Here is a 16,767-nt window from a genome sequence, read left to right as displayed (position 1 = left end):
TGCTGTCAACGCCACAACGCCTCCTTTACTTATATGAAGTGTCATCTGCGGCGTTATTTCTATCTTTAATTAACGTTTTTTCAACACCCTTAACTATCACTTTTTATCAGAAAAACGGGGAAGGGAATCCATGTATAAGTTACTACCGCCATCACTACTACTTGCAAGCTGCGCTGTTTCTGGCCCGCTTTGGGCACAAACCGAGCCGGTATCTACCCAAGCACTGCCCACTGTTGAAGTGAGTGCACCCCGTTTAGCACGTGAGCTTTATGCCACACCGGCTGCGGTTTCAATTCTGGATCGAGACGCCATTGCTCAGGGCCAGCAGCGTGTGCGGCTGGATGAATCGCTGGTACGCGTGCCGGGGGTGTTTGTCCAAAACCGGGATAATTTTGCCCAGGGCCAGCGTATCGCAATACGTGGCTTTGGTGCGCGTGCGCCGTTTGGCGTGCGCGGTATTACGGTGATGGTTGATGGCATTCCTTATACCTTGCCCGATGGCCAAGCGCAGTTGGACGCCATTGATCTGGACAGTGCCGAGCGCATTGAGGTGATTCGTGGGCCTTCCTCGGTACTTTATGGCAATGCCGCCGGTGGGGTGATTGATGTGACGACCGCTGACGGGCGTGATAATCCAGGTACACGGCTGCGAGTAGGGGTAGGCAGTGATGGGTATCGTAAAGCTGCCCTGCAAACCGGTGGCGCCCAAGGGGAATGGTCACACCACGTCAGTTTTTCAGCCTTGAACATGGATGGCTATCGCGATCAGAGCTCTACTGAAAAGTATTTGTTGAATGCCAAGCTACGCCGGGAGCTGGGTAGCGAGCGTGTTCTAACCGCGATTGTAAACCTGTTGGAAAACCCGCGCTCGGAAGATCCCGGTGGGCTGACGCTTGGAGCAGCTATGGATAATCCTAAAGGTACGGTTGACTCGGGATTTTATTCTCCAACACGTTTAGATTCACACCAGAAGGTTGATCAGCAGCTAGTTGGTTTGCAGTATGAAGATTTGGCTGCAGGCCCGGGTGAACTCTACCTTAAAGGGTTCATTGCGCGACGCGATTTTGAGCAGCAGTTGCCCTACGTGGGCGACAGCCGATTAGGGTATAAGCGTGATTACATGGGCGCCAGCGCTGAATACCATCATGATATTACCCTGGGCGAGCTGCCGCTGAGCTATGTCGCGGGGGTTGATGTCGCGCGCCAGAGCGATGATCGCTTCCGTAATGATGTGAACGCCCAGGGCGCGGTAGGTGATCAAGTGGCGGATGAAACCCAAAAGGCCACGTCGGCGGGTGTTTTTGCTCAGGGCGACTTGGATATCACCGAGCAGGTAACGCTTTCGTTAGGTGCGCGGTTTGACCGTGTGGAACTGGATATAGATGACCGATATATCGCCGATGAAGATGGTGACCAAAGCGGTGAGCGTACCTATAACGAGTGGAGCGGCTCTGCCGGGCTTAGCTATCGCTATCGTCCTCAGCATCAGGTGTATATCAATACCGGGACTGCCTTTGAAACGCCTACGTTCGTTGAATTTGCTAACCCGGCAGGCGGCGGCTTTAACCCATCCATTGAGCCGCAAAAGGCCTGGAACCGTGAAGTGGGCATGCGCGGATATATTGAGCCGCTAGCGATGGATTACGACGTTGCCTTGTTCTCGGTACGTGTGCGTGATGAGCTAGTACCTTATGTCGATGAAAATGAACGTACATTCTATGAGAATGCAGGCGACACCAGCCGCGATGGCTTGGAAGTGGCGCTGGGCTGGCAGCTTGCCGATCAGTGGCGGTTAGACAGTGCGTTGACGCTGGCGCGCTATGAGTTTGACCGGTTTTCCACGCCTGATGAGCGCTTTGATGGCAAGCGTATTCCCGGCTTGCCCGAGCAAACCTGGGTCAACCAGCTCACCTGGGAGAGCTCAGCGCATCGCTTTGTCACGCTTGAAACGCAATACACCGGCGATATGGTCGCTGATAACGCCAATGAAGCGGATATAGATAGCTACTGGCTGGTGAACCTTCGCGCGGGGGATGGTTGGCAACTGGGACGTGATACACGCTTAAACGCTTATGTGGGCGTGCGTAACCTGCTTGATCAAGAGCACTATGCCAACGTGCGCTTGAATGCTAATAATGGTCGCTACTATGAACCGGCACCGGGGCGCAGCGTTTACGGCGGGGTAGAGATGCGCTTCTAAGCCCGTGGTATAGGCAAAGGCTTCGGTAATGGCCACTACACGGTAATGACAGCGGGCAGCCCAAGGGCTGCCCGCTGTGTTATGACGAGACGATGAGTAAACGCTTATTCAGGTAGTGCGTACCCGATAACGTAATCGCCCATTTTAGTTCCGAAGGTGCCGTGACCACCTGCCGTGACCACAACGTACTGACGACCATCGGCGCCGGTATAGGTCATGGGAGTGGCTTGGCCACCGGCGGGCAAGCGTGCTTTAAAGAGTTCTTCACCCGTGGTGATGTCGTAACCACGCAGGTACTGGTCCAGCGTGCCCGACATAAAGACAACGCCGCTGGCGGTGGAGAGCGGGCCGCCTAGTGCCGGAACACCCACCGGCAAACCAATTGGCAAATCAAAGGGCATGCTGTCACGCGTAGTGCCGTTGCGGTGCTTCCACACGACCTCGGCATTTTGCAGATCAATACCCGCTACATCGCCCCAAGGCGGTGCCTGGCAGGGCAAATCAAATATCGACAGCAGCGGCCCTAGTTCAACGGCGTACGGGGCTCCTGCGTTTGGTTGTAGCCCTTGTTCGCTGGCAGAACCCTGGCCTTCTTCAACCTCATCACGAGGAATCAAGCGCGAGATAAATGCCAAGTACTTGGCCCCGGTGAAGAGCGCCTGGCGCTCAGGGTCAACTGCAACGCCGCCCCAGTTCATCACCCCGACGTTGCCCGGGTAGATGATACTGCCTTCAAGCGAGGGTGGCGTGTACTGGCCTTCATAGCGCAGTGAGTTGAACTGAATACGGCACATCATTTGATCAAACGGTGATGCACCCCACATGTCGCGCTCGGTCAGCGGTGGGGGTAGCAGATTGAGTGCCGAACGAGGCTGAGTTTCTGCTGTCCAGTCGCCTTCAATGGCGCCCTGGGGCGCAGGGATTTCTTCAATCGGCACGATCGCTTCGCCGGTTTCCCGGTTAAGTACGTAAAGGCTGCCCTGCTTTGTCGGCTGAATCACCGCGGGTTGAACGCCGTCACTGGTCGCCAAATCAATCAGTACGGGTTGAGCGGGCATATCCATATCCCACAGGTCGTGATGAACGAACTGATAGACCCAAGCAACCTGGCCGGTTTCGAGTTCAAGCGCCACCAAGCCTGCGCTGTAGATTTCATCGTTTTCGGTACGGTCCGCGCCATACTGGTCGGGCGTTGCATTGCCCATTGGCAGGTACACCAGCCCCAGCGTTTCATCAACGCTAATGGGCGCCCATACGTTGGGCGAGTTGCGTGTGTAGGTTTCGTTATCGGCAAGCGGTTCTGTTTCTTCCGGGTTGCCGCTATCCCAGTTCCATACCAGCTCGCCAGTGCGCACATCAAAGGCGCGGATAACGCCTGACGGCTCATCGGTTGAGCTGTTATCCGTCACGTGGCCGCCCAGGATGACCAGGTTCTCGGTCACGGTGGCGGGGGAGGTGGAGTAGTAGCCGCCAGGGTTGAAGTCGCCGATGTTGCGGGTTAGATCAACTTCGCCGTTTACCCCAAACCCTTCACACGGCTCACCGGTGTCGGCATTCAGGGCGATCAGGCGGGCATCGGCGGTGGGCAGGTAAAGACGGCGCGGGCACATCACATCGGTTTGGCTAATAATTGCCGAGGGCGCATTGTCAGCATCACCTGCAGCGGTTTCTGTCAAACCACTAAGAATAGCAACGTCGATATCAAAGGCGCTGGCATCCGCAAAGAGTTCAGACGCCTGAACGCCTGCTTCGCTCGTATCATCTGTACCGTTGTCTGCGTAGTTGGCAGCATCATAGTACGCAAGGCCTCGGCAGGTCATGTGCGCCCAGCCCGAGAAGTCATCGGCGCCTTGGGTGCTGATTTGCGGGTCAAACGCCCACAGGGTTTCGCCGGTTTCGGGAGAAAGCGCCATAGCGCGGCTGTGAGAGGTACAGATATACAGACTGTCGTTAACTTTTAACGGCGTATTCTGGTTGGTAATTTCGGGAGGGGCGTCGGGGCCCGCCTGGTCACCGGTCTGAATGCGCCATACCTCTTCCAGTTGGCCGATGTTTTCAGGGGTTATTTGACTTAACGACGAGTAGTGCGTACCAGCGTTGGTGCCGCCATAGGCAGGCCAGTCGTCGCCGGCTACTTGAGCGGGGTTGACGCTCTCACTACCCGGGGTGTTGTTATTGGCAAGCGTACCACCAATGGTCGTGGGGTCATCAAATTGGCTGGCGATAGCCACCACAATAGCGGCTGCAATGCTGGCGGTCAGCGCGAGACTTCCACCTCGTGAACGAAGCGGCTTTCGCCACCAGGGAAGCAGCATAATGATGCCGATGAGCGCAAGAATGGCGACGCGGGGAACCAACTGCCACCAGTCCAGGCCAACTTCCCATAGTGCCCAAAGAAGCGTCGCTATTAAAACTAGCGCATAAAGCCAAAGGGCAGCGCCCCTGCGCATAGCGAGTAAAATACCGGTGGCTGTAATACCAATGCCAACGATCAAATAGTAGGCGCTTCCGCCGAGGCTAATGAGTTTGCCGCCGCCTACCGCTAACGCCAGGCCTGCAACAATAAGTAAGAGGCCTAGCAGTAAGGCAGGCCATTTCCCACGTGCTCGCGTATTTTCATCCATGAGTGTTCCCCCTGTTTATTACGTTTGACAGCTTATTACGTTTGATAGCTGTTGATGACTAGGCTTGGTACCGGCTCCGACGGGGTTTACCCATCAAGCAGGTGACTGCGCTGCGCCGAAAGTACCAGTAATGGATGTGAACTGATCAAACGGCGTTTGATAGCGCATAAAAAAGCCACGCTATAAAGATAGCGTGGCCATGGTGTGTTGCTACTATTTATTTATTCTAACACGGTGTTAGCGCTCTAGTGCCACTAGCATCTTGCCAGTATTACCACCTTTGAACAGCTCCAAAAACGCCTCCGGTGTGCCCTCCAGGCCCTCTTTAACCGTTTCCTTGTAATCAATTTTACCCGCCGTTACCTGGGGAGCCACTTCCTTGAGGAACTCAGGGTAGTGATCCCAATGGTCTGCCACAATAAATCCTTGCATCTTCGCTTTGCGTACCACCATTTGAGACAGATTGCTGGGGCCTGGCGTGGGTTTTTCGGCGTTATAACTTCCGATCATGCCGCAGACCGCAATACGAGCGCCTTCATTTAGCTGGCTTAATGCGGCTTCCAGGCAAATGCCTCCCACATTTTCAAAATAAACGTCAATGCCTTCGGGGCTGGCCAGCTGTATCGCATCGCTTAACTCGTGAGCGCTGCGGTCGCGGTAGCTAACGGGCTCAACACCCAACGACTCAAGCCACGCAAGCTTATGCGCTGCACCTGCAATACCGACCACGTGACAACCCTTGGCCTTGGCAAGTTGCACCACTAGTGAGCCCACCGCACCGCTGGCAGCACTGACCAGCACATTGTCGCCAGGGCGGCACTCGGCAATGCGGTTAAGGCCGGCCCAGGCCGTCATGCCCGGCATGCCCAATACCCCAAGATACGCCTGCTCGGGTACATCAGCGTTGGGTAATGGGTAAACGCCTGCTGAAGAGAGCTGAGCGATATCGCGCCAGCCACCCATATGGCTAACAATATCGCCCTCTTTTAAGCGTTCATCGCTGGAGGCAATCACTTCGCCTATTGCGCCACCTTCCATCGGCTGACCCAGCCTGAACGGTGCGACATACGTATGTTGCCCGCTCATACGGCCGCGCATGTAGGGGTCTACCGAGAGCCAGCGGTTGCGAATACGCACTTCACCTGGGCTGAGATCAGGAAGTGATTGGGAGTCCAGGGTGAACAGTTCACGTTCGGGTAAGCCGTTGGGGTAATCGGTGAGGGTAAAGAAATGAGACTTCATGCATACCTCCAGTCACGTGAAAGCGTATTAATGTACTTGAAACAGATGTACTTGAAGCATAGAGATCATTACCTTGCGCGCAAGTTCGTTTTTTTTGAAGTCATGTATGCGGTAAGCCAAGCATCTAAAACACCAGGCAAGAACAGGAGACAAAAAAACAGGGCGCTCAAATGAGCGCCCTGTAGGATTCAGCGAATAACAGAAGTGATGTGTCGTTGAGCGGCTAAGGGGTACCACACACTTAGGGGGTGTGCTATCCGTTAATCCAGCAACGTTACCATAACCGGGGCTACTCCCTGGTTTAGCATGCCCAGTGTGCGTGCTGCTCGCTTGGATAGATCAATAATCCGCCCTTTTACAAAGGGGCCGCGGTCATTGATCAGCACTTCTACTTCTTGCCCTGTATCAGGGCGGGTTACCAGCACTTTCGTCCCAAACGGTAAGCTAGGATGAGCAGCGGTGAGTGCCTGCTGGTCAAACGCTTCTCCGCTGGCAGTGAGCGCGCCTTGAAAGCGGTCACTATAGTAGGAAGCAACGCCTTCCTGTGTATCTGTGTCGTTGGCAAACGCGCTATTTGCTGTCATGGCGATAAGCAGGGCAGCTAAACAACTCGTTCGAAATAGTCGTGTAGGGGCTCCCATTGGAGTACCTCAGTTATTCGTGTCGGTCGAGAGTCTCGCAAGCATCAATGAGGTGCCGGATAGGCGAAGGGATGGTAACGCGCTCTTTCAGAGTCAGCAAGCTTTAAGACGTTCGGTGCAATTGACCCCAAAGTTGCGTGTTTTTTGATGTTCCCGTTATGACCTTGCATTTCAGGGGGTTAACGGGAGGTGTAGGAATATAAGTAAAGTTCTTCTGGTACATTAAAATGATACCGCTCATTGAGCATTTTACTTACCATTACGTATTATTAATCTTGCTGAACGACCCATCCTTCCGTCATTGATCAAGGACGCCCTAATGGCTAAATCCTCTCCTTTTGCGCTAATCGTGGTTGCGGTAGGGGGAGTTGTTGTCGGCTTTTTAGCTGCACAGACGCTCTCTTCCGATGCATCTTCCTCTTCCTCGGTGGCGTCTCAAACCGCCGAACAAACTGCACTGGCGGGGCTGGATAGCATTACGCTTGGCGAGCAACTGCGTGGGGAAATTACGGCCAGTGACCTGCTTAATGGCAATGATGGAAGCCGCTACGACCGCTACATGATGACGCTTGATGAGAGTGATCTGGTTGAGTTTAGTTTGCGCGGTGCCCTGAATGGCATCGTAGCGCTTTATGATGACCAGCTTCAGCTGTTGAGCGTAGCGCCTACTGCACGCCACCGTATTGAGCAAGCGGGCGATTACATGGTGGTGGTCAGCGGTGCTGATAGCAGCAGTTACGGCCCTTATACGTTGAACAGCCGAGTGGTTGAACTAAGCGATAGCACGGTATTGACCCTTGATGCTCCACTGGACAGCTGGTTGGATGGCACCTCCAGTGAGTATACGCTGACCATTGAAGAAGCGGGCATGTATCAGTTGGAAATGCGTTCCGATGAATTTGATGCGTATCTTGAGTTTAGCGGGCCAAATGGCTATTTCCGAGAGGACGACGATAGCGCGGGTAATTTGGACGCCCGAATTTCAGATTTCCTGGTGCCGGGTGACTACACCGTAACGGCGCGCACACCTTATGACGAAGGCGCTGGCCTTTTCACGCTGACTGCTGAGTCGCGCGAATTACCCGGCGATGGCGAGCTGCGCAACGACGGCAGCATTGTGCCCAACGACTCATTAAATGGTTTGTATAGCGGCCAGGATCTTAGCTATCAGGTTGAAATTGAAGAAGCGGGCATGTACCAGATTGACATGATGTCGGATGATATTGATGCTTACCTGGTGCTCGAAGGTCCTGATGGCTATTACCGTGAAAATGACGATGGCGGCGATAACCTGAATGCCCGTATTACTGATTTTTTTGAGCCTGGTACTTATCAGTTAACGGCGCGTACTGCTTATGGCAGTGATAGCGGTTTGTTCAGAATCACCTTGGCACCGCAAGAGCTACCTGAAGGGGTCGAGCTGCGTAACAGCGGTGCAATCACGCTTGGTGAAACGTTAAACGGTTGGTATACCGGTGAGTCACTGGTGTACGAGCTTGAGCTAGCCGAAAGCTCATTAGTCACCATTGGTATGCGCTCCAGCGACTTTGATGCTTATCTGGAACTTGAGGGTGAAGGTGTCGCTGTTAGTGATGACGATGGTGGTGCCGGTACCAATGCGCAACTGCAACAGCAATTGCTGCCGGGTACCTATACGGTCATTGCACGTGGCTTTAGCACGGCGAGCAGCGGGTTGTTTGAACTTGACGTAACCGCTGAACCGGCACAAATGCAGCCCAATATGTAACTGATTACGCTATTTTAAGCTGTTGTTTCTCTCCATGGTGGGCAAGGGCGCTTAAGTATGACTAGACTCAACTTGGCGCCCGACAAAATGCCTTACATGGAGATAAAATATGCTTCGTTGGAAAATGAGTGTATGTCCCGCTGCGGTTCTGCTGCTTAGTGTCTGCCAATCAGCTAATGCTGAAACGGCCGATACCAGCGCCCTCGCATACCAGCCATTGGATAAGCAGTATTCATCTCCTGATTGTCAGGATGAGCACTGTTCAACGGTAAAGATCTCTGCATTAACGTTTCCTGATAACTCCGCATTAACAGAGCAGGTGCAAGAACGCCTGCTTGCGCTTGCCTTGGGTATCACCGATGGCGACGACACGCCCGCTGACGACTGGGATCACTTCGCGGATGAGTTTTTTCATCGTGCTGAAGAGGACAATACCAGGCTGCCTCACCCGATGGCGAGTGAAGCACAGCTGAGTGCCAGCGTGTTTTCCCGTCAGAACGACCTTCTGGTGCTTGAACTTGATAGCTATGTGATTTATGCAGGCCAGGCCCACGGTTTACCATCCACGCAGTTCATGGTCATTGATGAGCGTTTGAATGAGGTGGTGACTCTCGATGATATGCTCATGGCTGGCGGTCAGGAGGGTTTTGATGAAGCGTTAGCCGAGGCGCATGAGCGCTGGATGAGTGAGCAGGATGTTGGTGAGGATTTTGCGTCCAGCTGGCCATTTACTGACAGCACCAACGTGGCACCGCTTGAAAAGGAGTGGATGGTAAAATACAACGTGTACGAAATTGCTCCCTATGTGATGGGGCAGCCTGAGTTAACGATCCCTGTTGAGGAATTAAAAGGGATTGTTGAGCCTCGTTATTTAGGCCAATGAGAATCGGTAAGGTAATTGGCTGTTTGGAGAAGTAAACAGCCCGTGCGGGGCAGGAGCTAATCAGTATCTCAATGCTCCTGCTCTGCTGCTTATTCATTAATTAATAAGCAGGCATGGGGATGGCGATGAGTCTCACCGGCCAGCGTTTAAACAGCCCACCACTACCAGCAGCGCCGCAGTGGGTAAGCGCCAATCCAGTACGCTAACGCCCGCAAGTACCAGCAAAAGGCCCGCTAAAATGGGCACGCCATAGGCAAGGCTGCCAACCAGGCTTGCATGCCCCCAGCGCAGGGCTTTATCCCAGGCTACCATGGCGATTCCGTAAGGCCCTAACCCCAACGCAACGCCCGCCAGTAGCGCTTCACTGCTGGGTAGAACCAGCTGGCCTTCCACTCCGATACTGGCAAGCGTCGCGATGGCGCAGGCAATCAGCAGCAGGCGAGGGAGAAGTGGCGTAATGCACACGGGTGCGGCCTGGCTTAACCATGAATAGAGTGCCCAGCAGCAGGCGGCAAGCAAGGCGAGCCCATAACCCAGCGTTGCTCCTCCCAAACCATTACTTAATGCCTGTGGCACGAGCAGAATGGCAGCCCCTGAAAAGGCAACCAGCGCCCCGGTAATACCGGCCAAGCGTATCCGACCAAAGCGGCTCCACTGGCTTAACAACACGAAAAGTACTGGCCAGGTGTACGTGATAAGCGCAGCCTCGGCCGCAGGCGCAAGGCGCATACCTATAAAGTAAGTGCTTACTGCGCCCAATATCAACAACGGAATACCTACCCAGATGCCTAACTGCCAGTTCAGGCTGCAGTGAGTGGTAGTAACGCGGCGGCTTAGCGGCAGTGTGGCAAATGCGCCAGCTAGCAGTGTTAAAGCGGTTAGCTGCAAGGGCGAAGAAGAGTGAGCACGTTCAGCAAGCAAGGGGGCCACGCTCCACAGGATGACAGCCACTAGCGCGGCGCCAACACTATACCAACGAGGAAACACCATAGGGGAGTGTGTACGTTGCATCGATGATCTCCTTGCCTGGAACATATGCAACGCAGCATACTCGTTAATAACACATCACAATATCGATCTTTTATGATTGTTTTAATCAATAATGGTGATATATGCGGGCGCCAACGTTAGACCTCACGCTGCTACGTACGCTAGTGGCGATTGCCGATACCGGTAGCGTCACGGTGGCGGCTAAGCGGCTGGATTACACGCAGTCCACGGTGAGCATGCAGCTTCAGCGTTTGGAGGCTCAGCTGTCGCTCAGCCTGCACGAACGTGATGGACGGCGTATCCGGTTTACACCAGATGGTGAGCGGTTACTTACTCACGCACGGCGCATCCTGGCGCTTAACGACGAAGCATGGGGCGATATGCAGGCCCAGCAGGTAACCGGGGATCTGACCTTGGGCATTCCAGAAGATTACGCATCGCTGCTGCCGTCGGTATTTGCCTACTTTCACCAGCTTTATCCAGCGGTGGGGCTTAAGGTTATTTGCGGAACAAGTGCCCACTTGGTTGAACAGGTAAAAGCCGCTGAGCTTGATTTAGCCCTGGTGACGCGCCAACGTAACTCACCCGGTGGCGATGTTATCCGCCGCGAGCCGCTGGTTTGGGCGGTGGGCGTTAACCAGCAGCCGTTACTCAGCGACCCTATCCCGCTGGCGCTTTACTCACCAGGTGCTGATGTGTTTAGGGAAGTCGCCGAGCAGGCACTGCATGGCGAGGGGCGTGACTGGCGGGTGGCGTATACCAGCCAGTCGATGGCGGGGTTGGCACCGATTGTCATTGCCGGGCTTGCCGTTGTCGTGGTGACACGCAGCATGTTGACACCTTCACTGCGTCCGCTGGATGAAAGTAGCGGCCTGCCCGCCTTGCCCATGATTGAGCTGGCGCTGCACCGAGCGCCTCATCGGCCATCCGAGCCAGCCCGGCGCCTGGGCGAGTTGATTCGTGAGCAGCTAGCGGCTCCCAGTGAGGCGCTATAAGATCAAGTGTAAAGCGTTGAATGATTAATCGACTTAATATAGCTAGACTAAACGCCATATAACGTTGCTGCTAGGAGTGCTCAATGCACGAATTGGATCACTACATTTATCCACACCGGGTGCTGCATTGGCTGGTGGCTGTCGCCGTACTACTTGCTTTGGCCAGTGGCTTAACCATCGGAACGATAGGGTATGAACGCACGGTGGCGCTGGTAGGCAACACGTTCACTAACCTGCTTTATACCAGTCATAAAACCCTGGGGTTAACGATTTTACTGCTAATGACCCTGCGCATAATGACCCGCATGGCGTTTGTCGTACCTGACCACGACCCGCCCTTGAATGCGTTTGAGCGTATTGTCAGTACCAGCGTGCATCACCTGCTTTATTTGGCGTTGGTGGTGATGCCGCTGCTGGGTTGGGTCGCGACCGCCAGCGGTGGGTATCCGGTTGAATTCTTTCAGTGGCAACTGCCTGCACTGATCAGTGAACGCCCAGCGCTTTCTGACCAGCTCTACACATGGCATGGACGTCTTGGCTGGGCCATTGTGGTGTTAATCGTTTTGCACGTGGCGGGAGCGTTATTTCATTGGCGGGTAAAGCGCGATAATGTCACCAAACGTATGAGCCTATTCGACTAGGTTTCAAACGACTGGGTTTCAAGCGACCAGGTTTCAAGCCCAAACCCTCGCAGGGAGCGATGATATATGGGCCTGCAGATCGCCTTTATTATCGGTTTGGCCGCCGTGCATATCTTTGCCAGCAGGCTTCGAAAGCTAAGCGCTGTGCCTCGCAGCGCTTGGCTTTCGTTAGCAGGTGGCGTCTCTGTTGCTTATGTCTTTATTCATATATTTCCTACCCTAAGCGATGCTCACGAAACCATTAACGCACACGGCCTGCTGGCGGTGCTGGAGCATAACGCCTATATCGTGGCGCTCATTGGGCTGGCGGTATTTTATGGGCTTGAGCAAGCCGCGACAAAGCACTCACATAAAGGTCAGCAGGATGAGTCGGTTAATTTTCAAAAGCTGAAAGGCGTTTTTTGGATACATATTGGCTCTTTTTCGCTTTATAACGCGCTTATCGGCTACTTACTGGTTTATCGCAATAATGAGCTTCCCGCCATTATCTTTTTCTTTCTGGCGATGAGCGCGCACTTTCTGGTCAACGACCATGGCTTGGTGCGCCATCACCGGGATGTCTACTTAAGCAAGGGCCGTTGGGTGCTGGCTACGGCGGTGGTTGTCGGCTGGCTACTGGGGTTAACGGTAGATGTCTCTGAACCCATTGTCAGCCTGCTTTATGCGTTCGTGGCCGGTGGTATTGTGCTTAACGTGTTGAAAGAGGAGTTGCCGGAAGACCGCCATAGCCGCTTTTGGCCCTTCGCGTTAGGCGCGCTTATCAGTACCGTGCTGCTAGTGTTTTCGTAGATTCTTGCGTCGATCTGTAGGTGCTCATTTACTATTTGGCTCATTGGCCGTTTGGTCGCTGCGTATGAACGCCTCATTTGCAAATGAAAATCACTTTGCGCATTGACTTGACGAGGTAGTCCGTCACAATTTGCTGCCTATCTTTCTGTCAGGAAGCGCTAATGGAGTTGTTGCAGGTTGTCTTTCGTCATTACCGCTGGCCATTTCTAGGGGCCATTGGGTTAAGCCTTTTAAGCGCGGGCCTCGGGGTTGGCGTCATTGCCTTTATTAATCAGCGCTTGATTGAAGTTGGCAGCCCGCTTTCAGCGCTGCCCCAGTTTTTGGGTTTGCTATTTGTGTTGCTCGTTGTGACGCTGGGGACCCAGTTAGCGATTACCCTGCTGGGGCACTACTTTGTGTATGACCTGCGCACAAGGCTTGTGAAGCGCATTCTTGACACTGATATCGAGCGGCTTGAGCAGTTGGGTAATGCCACGCTGCTGGCGAGTCTTTCAAGTGATGTGCGTAATATCACCATTGGTTTTGTGCGCCTGCCTGAGCTTGTGCAGGGTGCCGTGTTGGCACTTGCTTCGGTCGCCTATTTGGCGTGGCTTTCACCGAAAATGGTGGTCATTACCGTGATATGGATTGCGGCCACGATGGGGGTGGGCTGGGTGCTGATTTCGAAGGTATATCGGCACTTTAGCCTGGTGCGTGAAAGCGAAGATCGTCTCTACAAAGATTACCAATCCGCCATTGAAGGGCGCAAAGAGTTAGCGCTCAACCGTGACCGGGCTCAGCGCTTCTTTGATGCCACCTTCACCCGCAACGCGCGTGAGTACCGCTACCATATTATTCGCGCGGATACGTATCATCTAAGTGCGGGGAACTGGTCCAACATTATGATGCTGGGAGCCATTGGCGTGGTGTTTTTCATGGCCAATGGGCTGGGCTGGGCGACACCTGCCGTTGCCGCTACCTTTGCATTGACGTTACTGTTCTTACGCACGCCTTTAATTCAAGCCATCGGCGCCTGGCCCACCTTGATCAGCGCACAGGTCGCGTTTGATAAGCTGGCAAGTTTGGAGCTTGCCGAGTATCAGCCGGGCTTTGCGGTTGATGACGCCTTTGCTGCCTGGCAGCGCCTTGAGCTTGTGGATGTGACTTATCACTATCCTGGCAGTGAGCAGGGCGAAGGGTTTCACGTTGGCCCCGTTAACCTGACGCTTGAGCGCGGCGAGCAGGTATTTTTGATTGGCGGTAACGGCAGCGGAAAATCCACCCTGGCGCGTTTGTTAACCGGCTTGTATCAGCCGCAAAGCGGGCATATCAAGGTGGATGGACAGACGCTCACACAGGCGCAGTGGCAAGGGTTTCGAGCGCGATTTGCCAGTGTGTTTACCGACTTTCATCAGTTTGACCTGACAATGGGGCCGGACGGGAAAAATGCCGACCCTGTGCTGGTAGCGACCTGGCTTGAGCGGTTACAAATGCAGCAAAAGCTGAAGTGGGAGGATAATCGGGTCATTAATACCCAGCTTTCCCAAGGGCAGCGCAAGCGCTTGGCACTGTTACTGGCGATTGCTGAAGAGCGGGATATTTTACTACTTGATGAGTGGGCCGCCGACCAGGACCCTCAGTTCAGGCGGTTGTTCTACCGAGAACTATTGCCGCACCTGCGTGATATGGGCAAAACGGTGTTTGCGATCAGCCACGATGATAGCTACTTCGTGCATGCCGACCGTTTATTGGAAATGACCCAGGGGCAGCTAAGAGAATTAACCGGCGCGCAGCGCGATCTGGCAAGCCAGGATGCAGTCACTCAGATTAACAGTTGATGTTAAAAATCTGAAGTTAGAGATCTGAAGTTAAAAAATATACAGTTAGACAGCCGTTAGGTGGCTCGTTTGCGGGCCACTCGGTCACACCCTTCCAGCGGGCAATTGCTGCACACGCTGAACTCATCCAGTAAATAGCGCAGGCAGCAAAGCTTGCGTACTTGCTTCACCTCATCGCTGCCCTTGGGCGTATACGTGCGTACCGGCTCAAAGAGCGGATTGCGCTGGCCATCAATATGGCGTGATTCCAGCAGCGCTCGGGCAGCACTAAGCGCCGCCTGGTTCACTTCCGGGTGTTCGGCAAGTACCTTCACATAGTAATCCAGATAGCCACCGGCGTTGCTCCAGAACACGCGGGGGGCTGCGCCTGAAATGGCGGACAAGCGTTCAATAAGTGGCGCCCAGTGCTGGGTAATCAATTTGGCAAAACGTTCGCTGGTATCCTGAGCGTCCATCAACGCGCCTTCATGGGGCAGCCAAAGCTGCGCTGTACAGCCTTCATCATTCAAAATGACGTGTACGTCATCCAGCTCTACCGGTAGATCACGGTTAAGAAGCAGGTGAGAAGCGAGGGTAGGTACGGTCAACGCGCTGAAATGCCACTTCGACCACAGCGACGTAATGGCGCGCTTGTCGCCACCCGGGTAGCGAGCAGCGTAGCGCTCCAGATCCTGTTCCAGCAGTGCTGCATTGCGCCAGCGCGAAGCCTTTACTGCACCGGCCGGTGGCGTGCCGCCAATCAAGGGCGGGGTAAACAGCACAAGTGCGCCCTGATAGCAGTCAGCGAGCGAAGGCAAGGTACAGGCAGAGTGGGTCAGGGCTAGCGGTGGCATAACAAAACTCCCGACATGAACTTGTAAAAGTTCAAGCACACTTGCGCAAACAGTAACGATGTGGCGTTAGCGCAGGTTGAAAGTGAAGGAGTCAGCTTAATCGATAATGCTTATCAGTTGAAGTGTTAGTTGCGAATCAGTGCGTTTTACAAAAGCGCGTTTATTGAGCGACCGCGATATTATGCTCGCCGTTAGGGTGTTGCATGACCTGCATGGGCAACCCATAAATAGCTTCCAGGGTGCTGTTACTCATCATGTCACTTGGTGTGCCGTGAGCGAGCAAGCGACCGCTGTGCAAGGCCATCAATTCATCGCAGTAGCGCGAGGCCATATTAATATCGTGAAGAACGATAATAACCCCTAGGCCGAGCTCATCGCAGAGCTTGCGGATAAGCGCGAGGACTTCCATCTGGTGGGCAATATCCAGCGCGGCCAGCGGCTCATCAAGCAGCAAAAAGCGGCTACCCTGTGCTAATAGCATGGCAAGCCAAACGCGTTGGCGTTCACCTCCAGAAAGCGTATCGACCAAGCGGTCGGCAAACGCTTCGGTATGGGTGAGCGTGATGGCTCGGTCAATCGCGTCTTTATCTTTTTGGTTATGACGACCCAGTAGGCCGTGCCACGGGTAGCGGCCAAAAGCGACCAATTCTCGGCCGGTTAAATTTTCGGCGCTGGGCAAATGCTGGGGAAGATAGGCCACCTGGCGCGCAAACTCCCGGTTGCCCCAGGCACTGAGCGAGCGTTGGTCAAAATAGATCTCGCCCTGGCTTACCGGCTGCTGCTGGGCCAGTAGCTTGATCAGAGTCGATTTTCCCGAGCCGTTATGACCAATCAGGCCGTAGACCTTGCCTTGCTGAAAGGTATGCTCAATGGGCTGTAAAAGGGGCTTGCCGCTGATCGCAAAGGTAGCGCCTTTGACCTCGAACATGGAGGACTCCTGGCCGTCAGAAGGTGATTACGAAAACCCGATTGTATCGTTAATGGTTATCATTTAGTAGCGCTGCTCCAGCGCTTCGCACAAACGGCTGTCTATCACTAAAGCGGGCCGGCCATCCGGGAAAACACACCGTCCTTGAGCACCGTACGGTGTATAAGTGCCATTATCACGTGCCCAGCCACCAGCGCTAAAAGCAGCCAGGCGAGCGGACTATGTAGTGCGTTGGCTGTCGCTATTATCCATGGGATTTCGCGCTCGGCTGCGCTGAAAAGCGGTAGGCCATAAATATCCAGCGCACCGCCTCTGCCGTACTGGCGCAAGATGGCAAGCGTTGGTAGCGCGATCAGCAGCGCATACAACGTGACATGCACGCCATGCGCTAGCGCGCCACTTATCCCAGGCGCATACGAAGGACGCTGCTGGCGATT

14 protein-coding genes are annotated in these 16,767 nt (G+C 54.2%); 7 read left to right on the top strand and 7 right to left on the bottom strand.

Annotation, left to right across the window (positions count from 1 at the left end):
- Positions 1–130 precede the first annotated feature (130 nt).
- Entirely contained in the window at positions 131–2,200 is a 2,070-nt protein-coding gene (locus ACT3TY_RS11770) for a TonB-dependent receptor family protein (RefSeq protein ID WP_444628356.1), read from the top strand.
- A 104-nt stretch (positions 2,201–2,304) separates the two neighbouring features.
- On the opposite strand, the gene ACT3TY_RS11765 is transcribed toward ACT3TY_RS11770, so the two are convergent.
- From ACT3TY_RS11765 to ACT3TY_RS11755, 3 genes are all read right to left on the bottom strand, one after another.
- Positions 2,305–4,824, bottom strand: a complete 2,520-nt coding sequence (locus ACT3TY_RS11765; protein WP_444628355.1) for a glucose/quinate/shikimate family membrane-bound PQQ-dependent dehydrogenase — start codon at positions 4,822–4,824, stop codon at positions 2,305–2,307.
- Between the two features lie 237 nt (positions 4,825–5,061).
- Positions 5,062–6,066 (bottom strand): NADP-dependent oxidoreductase, encoded by a 1,005-nt coding sequence (locus ACT3TY_RS11760; RefSeq protein ID WP_441679096.1) that lies wholly within the window; start codon positions 6,064–6,066, stop codon positions 5,062–5,064.
- Positions 6,067–6,326: 260 nt separating this feature from the next.
- The gene (locus ACT3TY_RS11755; RefSeq protein WP_406565430.1) at positions 6,327–6,650 is read right to left on the bottom strand and encodes a septal ring lytic transglycosylase RlpA family protein; all 324 of its coding nucleotides are present in this window, start codon (positions 6,648–6,650) and stop codon (positions 6,327–6,329) included.
- Positions 6,651–7,026: 376 nt separating this feature from the next.
- On the opposite strand from ACT3TY_RS11755, the gene ACT3TY_RS11750 reads away from it, so the two are divergent.
- Both ACT3TY_RS11750 and ACT3TY_RS11745 read left to right on the top strand, forming a co-directional pair.
- Positions 7,027–8,454 carry a hypothetical protein gene (locus ACT3TY_RS11750; protein ID WP_444628354.1) on the top strand — a complete coding sequence of 476 codons (1,428 nt, stop codon included), beginning with the start codon at positions 7,027–7,029 and terminating at the stop codon, positions 8,452–8,454.
- Between the two features lie 109 nt (positions 8,455–8,563).
- Positions 8,564–9,337: an RsiV family protein gene (locus tag ACT3TY_RS11745; protein ID WP_172118103.1), complete on the top strand. Its 774-nt coding sequence runs from the start codon at positions 8,564–8,566 to the stop codon at positions 9,335–9,337.
- A 132-nt stretch (positions 9,338–9,469) separates the two neighbouring features.
- Here the strand turns inward: ACT3TY_RS11745 and ACT3TY_RS11740 are convergent, their stop codons facing one another.
- Complete coding sequence (locus ACT3TY_RS11740; RefSeq protein WP_441679094.1) at positions 9,470–10,348, bottom strand: DMT family transporter; 879 nt, start codon at positions 10,346–10,348, stop codon at positions 9,470–9,472.
- 101 nt (positions 10,349–10,449) lie between these two features.
- On the opposite strand from ACT3TY_RS11740, the gene ACT3TY_RS11735 reads away from it, so the two are divergent.
- From ACT3TY_RS11735 to ACT3TY_RS11720, 4 genes are all read left to right on the top strand, one after another.
- A complete protein-coding gene (locus ACT3TY_RS11735) occupies positions 10,450–11,322 on the top strand; it encodes a LysR substrate-binding domain-containing protein (protein WP_444628351.1) in 873 nt (290 codons plus the stop codon).
- 83 nt (positions 11,323–11,405) lie between these two features.
- A complete protein-coding gene (locus ACT3TY_RS11730; RefSeq protein WP_444628350.1) occupies positions 11,406–11,963 on the top strand; it encodes a cytochrome b in 558 nt (185 codons plus the stop codon).
- 66 nt (positions 11,964–12,029) lie between these two features.
- The gene (locus ACT3TY_RS11725) at positions 12,030–12,752 is read left to right on the top strand and encodes a hypothetical protein (protein ID WP_441679091.1); all 723 of its coding nucleotides are present in this window, start codon (positions 12,030–12,032) and stop codon (positions 12,750–12,752) included.
- A gap of 161 nt (positions 12,753–12,913) precedes the next feature.
- A complete protein-coding gene (locus ACT3TY_RS11720) occupies positions 12,914–14,569 on the top strand; it encodes a multidrug ABC transporter permease/ATP-binding protein (protein ID WP_444622102.1) in 1,656 nt (551 codons plus the stop codon).
- 56 nt (positions 14,570–14,625) lie between these two features.
- Here the strand turns inward: ACT3TY_RS11720 and fhuF are convergent, their stop codons facing one another.
- The 3 genes from fhuF to ACT3TY_RS11705 all read right to left on the bottom strand — a co-directional run.
- Positions 14,626–15,402, bottom strand: coding sequence for a siderophore-iron reductase FhuF (gene fhuF / locus ACT3TY_RS11715; protein WP_444628349.1), 777 nt, complete (start codon positions 15,400–15,402; stop codon positions 14,626–14,628).
- A gap of 160 nt (positions 15,403–15,562) precedes the next feature.
- Positions 15,563–16,330: an ATP-binding cassette domain-containing protein gene (locus ACT3TY_RS11710; RefSeq protein ID WP_444628347.1), complete on the bottom strand. Its 768-nt coding sequence runs from the start codon at positions 16,328–16,330 to the stop codon at positions 15,563–15,565.
- 107 nt (positions 16,331–16,437) lie between these two features.
- On the bottom strand, positions 16,438–16,767 hold a 330-nt coding region (locus ACT3TY_RS11705; protein ID WP_444628345.1), incomplete at its 5' end, for a cytochrome b.

Source organism: Halomonas sp. AOP22-C1-8 (genome assembly GCF_052378905.1).
Taxonomy (GTDB): Bacteria; Pseudomonadota; Gammaproteobacteria; order Pseudomonadales; family Halomonadaceae; genus Vreelandella; species Vreelandella citrativorans.
The sequence above is the reverse complement of the archived record's forward strand: the minus strand, read 5'-3'. Positions and strand labels throughout refer to the sequence as shown.

Bases quoted from the DNA above. Each gene is read 5' to 3' on its own strand.
- ACT3TY_RS11770 (WP_444628356.1), top strand. From the start codon at position 131: ATGTATAAGTTACTACCGCCATCACTACTACTTGCAAGCTGCGCTGTT.
- ACT3TY_RS11750 (WP_444628354.1), top strand. From the start codon at position 7,027: ATGGCTAAATCCTCTCCTTTTGCGCTAATCGTGGTTGCGGTAGGGGGA.
- ACT3TY_RS11740 (WP_441679094.1), bottom strand. From the start codon at position 10,348: ATGCAACGTACACACTCCCCTATGGTGTTTCCTCGTTGGTATAGTGTT.
- ACT3TY_RS11755 (WP_406565430.1), bottom strand. From the start codon at position 6,650: ATGACAGCAAATAGCGCGTTTGCCAACGACACAGATACACAGGAAGGC.
- ACT3TY_RS11720 (WP_444622102.1), top strand. From the start codon at position 12,914: ATGGAGTTGTTGCAGGTTGTCTTTCGTCATTACCGCTGGCCATTTCTA.
- ACT3TY_RS11760 (WP_441679096.1), bottom strand. From the start codon at position 6,066: ATGAAGTCTCATTTCTTTACCCTCACCGATTACCCCAACGGCTTACCC.
- ACT3TY_RS11730 (WP_444628350.1), top strand. From the start codon at position 11,406: ATGCACGAATTGGATCACTACATTTATCCACACCGGGTGCTGCATTGG.
- ACT3TY_RS11765 (WP_444628355.1), bottom strand. From the start codon at position 4,824: ATGGATGAAAATACGCGAGCACGTGGGAAATGGCCTGCCTTACTGCTA.
- ACT3TY_RS11745 (WP_172118103.1), top strand. From the start codon at position 8,564: ATGCTTCGTTGGAAAATGAGTGTATGTCCCGCTGCGGTTCTGCTGCTT.
- fhuF (WP_444628349.1), bottom strand. From the start codon at position 15,402: ATGCCACCGCTAGCCCTGACCCACTCTGCCTGTACCTTGCCTTCGCTC.
- ACT3TY_RS11735 (WP_444628351.1), top strand. From the start codon at position 10,450: ATGCGGGCGCCAACGTTAGACCTCACGCTGCTACGTACGCTAGTGGCG.
- ACT3TY_RS11710 (WP_444628347.1), bottom strand. From the start codon at position 16,330: ATGTTCGAGGTCAAAGGCGCTACCTTTGCGATCAGCGGCAAGCCCCTT.
- ACT3TY_RS11725 (WP_441679091.1), top strand. From the start codon at position 12,030: ATGGGCCTGCAGATCGCCTTTATTATCGGTTTGGCCGCCGTGCATATC.